General features: G+C 74.9%; 6 protein-coding genes. 1 reads left to right on the forward strand and 5 read right to left on the reverse strand.

Annotation, left to right across the window (positions count from 1 at the left end):
• The 3 genes from BI06_RS40510 to BI06_RS54370 all read right to left on the reverse strand — a co-directional run.
• Positions 1-1,332 (reverse strand): lysine N(6)-hydroxylase/L-ornithine N(5)-oxygenase family protein (locus BI06_RS40510; RefSeq protein WP_063795137.1); only part of this gene is annotated, 1,332 nt, incomplete at its 3' end.
• A 15-nt stretch (positions 1,333-1,347) separates the two neighbouring features.
• Complete coding sequence (locus BI06_RS54365; RefSeq protein ID WP_233290506.1) at positions 1,348-2,067, reverse strand: GNAT family N-acetyltransferase; 720 nt, start codon at positions 2,065-2,067, stop codon at positions 1,348-1,350.
• Entirely contained in the window at positions 1,959-3,836 is a 1,878-nt protein-coding gene (locus BI06_RS54370) for an IucA/IucC family siderophore biosynthesis protein (RefSeq protein ID WP_043476954.1), read from the reverse strand. The genes BI06_RS54365 and BI06_RS54370 overlap by 109 nt, the downstream gene beginning before the upstream one ends.
• A gap of 329 nt (positions 3,837-4,165) precedes the next feature.
• On the opposite strand from BI06_RS54370, the gene BI06_RS40525 reads away from it, so the two are divergent.
• On the forward strand, positions 4,166-5,353 hold the full coding sequence (locus BI06_RS40525; protein WP_030396655.1) for a serine protease: 1,188 nt from the start codon (positions 4,166-4,168) through the stop codon (positions 5,351-5,353).
• 103 nt (positions 5,354-5,456) lie between these two features.
• Here BI06_RS40525 and hflX read toward each other — a convergent pair whose 3' ends face one another.
• Complete coding sequence (hflX, locus tag BI06_RS40530) at positions 5,457-6,965, reverse strand: GTPase HflX (RefSeq protein WP_037781584.1); 1,509 nt, start codon at positions 6,963-6,965, stop codon at positions 5,457-5,459.
• A 107-nt stretch (positions 6,966-7,072) separates the two neighbouring features.
• Positions 7,073-7,601 (reverse strand): ACT domain-containing protein (locus tag BI06_RS40535; RefSeq protein WP_369826378.1); only part of this gene is annotated, 529 nt, incomplete at its 5' end.

Genomic DNA, 7,601 nt, shown 5'->3' on the forward strand with positions numbered 1-7,601 from the left:
CACCGGGACCGGGGCGGGCGGGGCGAAGCCGGTCCAGGCGGTGCGCCGGGGCAGCCGGTGGACGGTCCGCCCGGTGACGGCGTTGAGGATCACCGCGGCCCGATGGGCACCGAGTCCGAGGTCGGGGGTGCCCACCCCGTGGGTGTGCAGCTCGCCGTTCTGCACGTACAGCCCGCCGGTGACCTCCGGCCGGGTGGCCACCCGGTGGTCGAGGTCGACCCGGTAGCGGCCGGCCGGGTCGCGGTCGATCAGGTGGGCGAGCGGTTCCAGGGCGGCCGGGCCGGCCGCCCGGTAGCCGGTGGCGAGCACCACGGCGTCGGTGCGCAGCACGTGCTCGGCGCCGGAGTCGGTGTGCCGGCAGTCGAGTTCGAGCCCGCCGCAGGGGCCGGGCCGGGCCTCGGTGACGGCGGTGCCGGGGGTGATCTCGACCGGCGCCGCGCCGACCGGCCGGCCGACGGTGCGTTCGTACAGCTGGTCGTGGATCTCGGCGAGGGTCTCGGCGGAGGCGGCCTTGTGCAGCTGCCACTGGGCCTCGACCAGGTGGTCGCGGACGGCCTCGGGCAGGCCGTGGAAGTACCGGGTGTAGTCGGGGGTGAAGTGCTCCAGGCCGAGTTTGGAGTACTCCATCGGCGCGAGCGCCCGGGTCCGGGTGAGCCAGCGCAGTCGCACGCCGTCGCCGTCGTGGCGGCGCAGCAGGTCGAGGAAGATCTCGGCGCCGGACTGCCCGCTGCCGACCACGGTGATGTCCCGGGCGGCGGCCAGGTCCTCGCGCCGGTCGAGGTAGTCGGCGGAGTGGAAGACCGCCGGGTGGCCGTCGAGGGCGGCGAAGGCCTCGGGGCGGACGGGCAGGGTGCCGACGCCGAGCACGACGTTGCGTGCCTCGACGGTGTACTCGCGGCCGGTGGCGGGTTCGCGCAGTTCGGCGCGGTAGCGGTCGCCGGTCCAGTGCAGGGCGGTGACCTCGGTGCCGAAGCGGCAGTTGGCGAGCCGTTCGGCGGCCCAGCGGCAGTAGTGGTCGTACTCGCGGCGGGTGAGCTGGAAGCGCTCGGTGAAGTAGAACGGGAACAGCCGGTCCTCCTCCCGCAGGTGGTTGAGGAAGGACCAGGGGCTGGTCGGGTCGACCAGGGACACCAGGTCGGCGAGGAACGGCACCTGCATCCGCGCGCCCTCGACGAGCATCCCGGGGTGCCAGCGGAACTCCGGGCGCCGGTCGCAGAAGAGGGTGCGCAGCCCGGGGACGGGCTCGGCGAGCGCGGCGAGCGAGAGGTTGAACGGGCCGATGCCGAGGCCGAGCAGGTCGTACGGCCCGGGCGGGGGGGCTGGGGTGTCCATGAGGCGGGTGCTGTCCTAGGCGGGGTGCGGGGTGCGGTCGCGGACCATCAGGGCGGCCCGCTTGTCGGGCAGGTCGAGTTCGGCGGCGAGTCGGAAGCCGGCCCGCCGGAAGGCGCGGACGGAGCGCCGGTTGCGGACGTCCGGCTCGGCGACCACCCGTTCGCAGTGCGGGCGCCCCCGGAGCAGGCGGTCGGTCAGGGCCGTGAGCAGGGTGGTGCCGAGGCCCCGGCCGCGGCTGGCGGCGGGCCCGAGCAGCAGGTGCAGTCCGGTGTCGTGCGGCCGGGCCGGGTAGTGCGCGGCGAGCGGGTCGAGGTCGGCGCGGTAGACCTCCCAGTAGCTCATCGGGGTGTGGTCGAGCAGTCCGAGGCAGGGCAGGCTGCGGCCGTCGCCGTCGAGCTGGTGGCGCAGGTGCCGTTCGGTGACGGCGGACGGGCCGGCGAGTTCCCAGAACGCGGCCACCTCGGGGTCGTTCATCCAGCGGGTGAGCAGGCCGAGGTCGGCGGGGAGCCGGACCTGGCGGAGCCGGAACTCCCCGGCGGCGGTGGCCATCGCGCCCCACCCCGCCGGTTCGTCGACGCCGGAGCGCCCGTTCACCGGCCCGTTCACCAGCCCGTTCACCGACCCGCTCACGCGCCCGCCACCGGGTTGGGCAGCTCGATGTAGACGGACTGGGTGGCGACCGGCCCCACCAGCTCGTCCAGGCCCTGGATCCGGGTGAGCAGATTGGCCTTGCAGGGCAGCGTCGGGGCGTCGAGCAGCAGGCCCGGCAGCGCGGAGCCGGTGGCCCGGGCGGCGGGCCCGGACAGGAAGCGCCGGAGGGCGGCCAGCAGCAGGGCCTCGTCGGCGAGGCGTTGCGAACCGAGGGCGCCGATCAGGCCGAGGACGTGGTTGATGCCCAGGTAGTAGGCGAAGTGGTGGTCGATCACCGGGTCGTCGAGGAAGGTGTCGCTGCGCGCGCCGAGGCCGGGCAGCCGGGCGGTGAGCCGGTCGGTGGCGCTGTGCCGGTAGTAGTAGCCCTGGTTGTCGCGGTAGCGGCCGCCGTTCGGCCAGCCGTCGGCGTCGAGCAGCACCAGGCTGTTCTGCTGGTGGGCCTCCAGCGCGATGCCGGCCTGTCCGTCCAGCCAGAGCACGGGCAGCACGACGGCGTCCAGGTAGCGCAGGAACCATTCGGCCGCCACGGTGGGCAGCGGGCGGCCGGTGCGGGCCGCGAGCGTCCGCAGCAGGTCGCCGAGCCGGGACCGGACGCGGCCGGCCTCCTCGCCGGCCCCCGCCGGGTGCGGCCGCTCGGCGACCAGCCCGGCCACGCAGTGGGCGCGGTCGCCGGGGGCGAAGGGCTGGGCGCGCAGCACGGTGTCCAGGCCGCCGGGGTCGCCGAGGCCGGGGTGGTCGACGCCGATCCAGGCGGGGTCGCGGACGATGTCGAAGCCGGGGTGGGCGGCCCGCCACTCGGCGCCGAGGCCGCTCTCCAGCAGCCGGTGCATCTCCAGGCCCCGGTGGAGCTCCTTGCGGAGGTTCTCCCGGCGGGAGTTGGTGATCCGCAGGCCGAGCGAGAGCTTCAGCATCCAGGGGGTGCCGGGCCGGTAGACGGTGCGCACCGAGGAGGTCGGGTACCAGGCGGCGCCGGACGGGCCGAGGTCGTGCAGCCGGCCCTCGGCGAGCAGGGCGGCGACGGCCGGGCGGTGGGCGAGTTCGCGGGCCTGCCAGGGGTGCAGCGGCAGGGCGGCGGTGCCGGGCGGCAGCAGGGCGGGGTCGCCGAGGAGCTGGGCGGTGATCCGGTCGGCGCCCTCGGTGAGGGCGGAGCCGGCCGCGAGCAGCTCGCGGTCGACGGCGTACCAGTGCAGTTGGAAGGAGCCGTGCAGCTCGGGCGAGTAGGCGGCGCTCTGGGCGGGGCCGAGGCCGTCGCGGCTCTTGGGGGTGGGGTGCAGCGGGTGGCCGAGCAGCAGGGACTGCTCGGTGGCGAGGAACTCGGAGCGCTCGGGCCCGCCGGGTGCCGGGGCGGTGCCGGAGCGGTGGTGGGCCAGGATGTCGGCGGTGCGGACCACCGAGTCGGCGACCCGGGCGGCGAGGTCGGCGATCTGCCCGGGGTCGGGCCGGTCGGCGGCCGCGGCGGCGAGCAGGGCGGCGGCGGTGACGGCGTCCACCGGGGCCTCGTGGAGGTCCGGGCCGGCCCCGAGGGTGGGCGGGCCGAACCGGTGCCAGCCGGCCGGCGACCAGTGCCGGACGGGGGCGGAGAGCCGGGCGGCGCCGCCGAGGACGGCGATCCGCAGGTGTCCGTCCGGGCCGGGCGCGGCGCCGGTCTCGCGGGCCCAGCAGCGCAACAGGGCTTCCACGGCGGCCTGTTCGGCGGCGACGGCCGGGTCCGGGTGGAGCAGCCGGTCGGACGGGACCGGGGCGGCGGGAACGGCGGCGGCGGGAGTGGTGGCGGGCGGACCGGCGGCGGGGGCCGCGGGGCCGGGTCGGCCGGCCGGGATGTCGGGCGGGGCTCCGGTGAGGGCGGTGCTCAATGCTGCTCCTTGGTGCGCGTGGAGTGCCGACGCGCGTGGGGTGGAGAAATCCGGCGGGCGCTCGCACCGTCGCGTCAGGTAAGGGTTACCTATCCCTGACGGTTGATCACAAGGGCGCTTCACTCGTCCGGGTGAAGACCGGTGAAGGTTCACCTTTCGGCAGGGAGCTGGGCCCCCAGTGCCAACGAGCCGGCGGCGCTCGCGTCACAGATCGGTGACCGCCGCCGGGCACCGCAACCGGGGGCCGCCCGGTGCCGTCCTGGTGGCCAGTGGCAGACTCCAGGACGGCGGCCCGCCGCCCACACCGAACCACCAGGGGGACAGCACTCATGCCAGCGATCCACCGGTCAGCCGCGGCCGCGGTCCTCGCCGCGGGGACCCTGTTCGCCGTCACCGCCTGCGGCCCCGACGGGCCTTCGGGCGGCGGGGGAACCGCCGCCCCGCCGCCCTCGACGGGCACCTCCGCCTCCGCCACCGCCGCGGGGGGCGGCAGTGGTGTGATCGGCGGCATCACCCTGCCCACCGGCATCCCGACCAGCCTGCTGGAGGGCCTGCCGAAGAGCTGGGACGACCTGACCCGGTGGAAGTTCGAGGACTGGGACAACTGGGCGTCCAAGCACGTCTTCAACAACCCGATCGTCAAGGACTTCTGGAACCCGGACAAGATGGGCGACTCCAAGCCGGCCGACCCGGCGCCGCCCACCGCCAAGCCCGCCGACGACGCCGGGGTCACCGACCCCGAGCCCGCGGTGGTCAAGGCCGTACCGGTGCCGCGTCCGTACACCAAGCAGCCGTCCGGCAAGGTCTTCTTCTCCGCCGAGGGCGGCCGGGGCAACTGCTCGGCCACCGTGGTCCAGGACCCGGCGCACCCGGGGAAGAGCAACCTGGTCTGGACGGCCGGCCACTGCGTCCACCCGGGCAAGGGCGGCAACTACTTCAAGGACCTGGTGTTCGTCCCCGCCTACAACAACTCGGGTGCCTCCAGCGGCGGCAAGAAGGCCCCGCTGGCCGACCTGGCCCCGCTCGGCACCTGGTGGGCGAAGGACGTGGTGACCTCGCCGCAGTGGCTGGTCGAGGGCGGCGGGACCGGTGACGCGGCGAACCAGTACGACTTCGCGATCATGCGGGTGAGCAACCAGACCGACAGCGGCAAGTCGCTGGAGGAGACGGTCGGCGGGGCCGTCCCGGTCTGGTTCGACGCCCCGCGCGACAAGGTCACCGCCACCGCCGTCGGCTACCCGCTGTACAAGCCGTTCGACGGCCAGGAGCTGTACAAGTGCGAGGGCGGGAAGCCGACCCGGCTCTCCTTCGACCCGAAGCGCCCGTCGATGCTCACCATCGGCTGCAACATGACCCAGGGCTCCAGCGGCGGCGGCTGGTTCGCGCCGATGCCGGACGGCAAGCTCGCGCTGGTCTCCAACACCTCGATCGGCACCCAGGACCACACCTCGCTGAGCGGGCCCTACCTGGAGACGGTCGCCAAGCAGGCGCTGGACTGGATCGCCAAGAAGAAGTAGCCCGGCGCGGCCGCCGGGAAGATCCGGCCGGGAATGCCGACGGCCCCGGTCCCATCCTCGCGGGAGGGGACCGGGGCCGTTCGCGTTCTTCGCGCGGTGGGGATCAGCCCTGCGGCGTCAGCGCCACGGCGAAGGCCTCCAGCTCGGCGGCCAGCTCGGCCGGCACCTTGGCGTGCAGCAGGGTGCCCTCGCCGGTGTGCTCGGCGCCGAGCAGCTCGCCCTCGGCGTGCACCCGGGACACCAGCGCGCCCTGGGTGTACGGGACCAGCGCGTGCACCTCGACGGCAGGCCGCGGCAGCTCGTCGTCGATGAGCGCGAGCAGCTCCTCGATGCCGACGCCGGTGCGGGCCGACACCACGATGGCGTGCGGCTCGCGGCGCAGCAGCCGCTGCAGCACCAGCGGGTCGGCCGCGTCGGCCTTGTTGATCACCACGATCTCCGGCACGTTCTGCGCGTCGACCGAGACGACCACCTCGCGGACGGCGGCCAGCTGCGTCTCCGGCTCGGGGTGCGAGCCGTCCACCACGTGCAGGATGAGGTCGGCGTCGGCGACCTCCTCCATGGTGGAGCGGAACGCCTCGACCAGGTGGTGCGGCAGGTGCCGGACGAAGCCGACGGTGTCGGCCAGGGTGTAGACCCGGCCGCTCGGCGTCTGCGCCCGGCGCACGGTCGGGTCGAGGGTGGCGAACAGCGAGTTCTCCACCAGCACGCCCGCCCCGGTGAGCCGGTTGAGCAGCGAGGACTTGCCGGCGTTGGTGTAGCCGGCGATGGCCACGGACGGCACCTGGTGGCGCTTGCGCTCCTGGCGCTTGGTGTCGCGGCCCTTCTTCATGTCGGCGATCTCCTTGCGGAGCTTCGCCATCTTCTCCCGGATCCGGCGCCGGTCGGTCTCGATCTTGGTCTCACCGGGACCGCGGGTGGCCATGCCGCCGCCGGAGGAGCCGGAGCCGCCACCACCCATCTGCCGGGAGAGCGACTGGCCCCAGCCGCGCAGTCGCGGCAGCATGTACTGCATCTGCGCGAGCGAGACCTGCGCCTTGCCCTCGCGGGACTTGGCGTGCTGGGCGAAGATGTCCAGGATCAGGGCCGTCCGGTCGACGACCTTGACCTTGACCACGTCCTCCAGGTGGATCAGCTGGCCCGGGGTGAGCTCACCGTCGCAGACCACGGTGTCGGCGCCGCTGGCGGCGACGATGTCGCGCAGGTCCTTGGCCTTGCCGGAACCGATGTAGGTGGCCGCGTCGGGCTTGTCACGGCGCTGGATCACGCCGTCCAGCACCTCGGAGCCGGCCGTCTCGGCCAGGGCGGCGAGCTCGGCCATCGAGTTCTCCGCCTCCTCCAGGGTGCCGTCGGTCCAGACCCCGACGAGCACCACGCGCTCCAGGCGGAGCTGGCGGTACTCGACCTCGGTGACGTCCTCGAGCTCGGTGGAGAGGCCGGCGACACGGCGCAGCGCGGCGCGCTCGCTGCGGTCGTACTGGTCGCCGTCGTAGTGGTGGCCGTGGTCCTCGTCGATGGCCGCGAGGTCCTCGTCCATGAGGGCTTCCGCCCGCAGACCGTCGATGCGGCGCGTGGCGTCGGTCTGGTCGCGGGTGTCGAACGTGGAGGTCATTCTGTCCTTCGGCTGCTGGAACGGGTGGCCTGTGCGCGACCGTACGGACGGTCGTGCCGGGAGTCTGCCCAGCTGCCGCCCCGACTACCACTCGGGCGAGGTGCGAGCTACCCCTCGGGGCCGCGGTTCGGACTGGGACTCCTCTGCCCCGAGAACGCCGCGGTCCGGCCGTGAATTCCCCATGATGTTCGCACGCCGGGCGCGGACGGGTCATCCGCATTTACCTCCGGCGCCGCCGGGTCGTCCGCCGGACGGACCGCCGCGCCGGTCGGGGCGGCCGGGGCCCGGCCGGGACCGCCGCCGGGCGGGGCGTGCGGCCGCTCCACGTCGTACACCCCGGAGACCCGCAGCATCGCCCGCAGCACCGCGGCCAGCGCGGCCGGGTCCGGCAGCTCGACGGTGTAGGTGTGCCGAACCCGCAGCTCCTGCGGCGGCTCGACCTCGGCCGAGACGATGCCGACGCCCTCCCCCGAGATCGCGGCGGTGAGGTCGGCGAGCAGCCGGGGCCGGTTCAGCGCCTCGGCCCGCAGGGTGGCCCGGTAGCCGGCCGGCGGGGCGCCGCCGGGGCGCCAGTCGACCTCCAGCGCGCCGCGCCCGTCGGCCCGCATCCGCTCCCCCGCCGGGCAGCCGGCCCGG

Origin of the sequence: Kitasatospora sp. MBT66, assembly GCF_000710405.2 — a bacterium.
Classification (GTDB): Bacteria; Actinomycetota; Actinomycetes; order Streptomycetales; family Streptomycetaceae; genus Kitasatospora; species Kitasatospora purpeofusca.

Bases quoted from the DNA above. Each gene is read 5' to 3' on its own strand.
- BI06_RS40525 (WP_030396655.1), top strand. From the start codon at position 4,166: ATGCCAGCGATCCACCGGTCAGCCGCGGCCGCGGTCCTCGCCGCGGGG.
- hflX (WP_037781584.1), bottom strand. From the start codon at position 6,965: ATGACCTCCACGTTCGACACCCGCGACCAGACCGACGCCACGCGCCGC.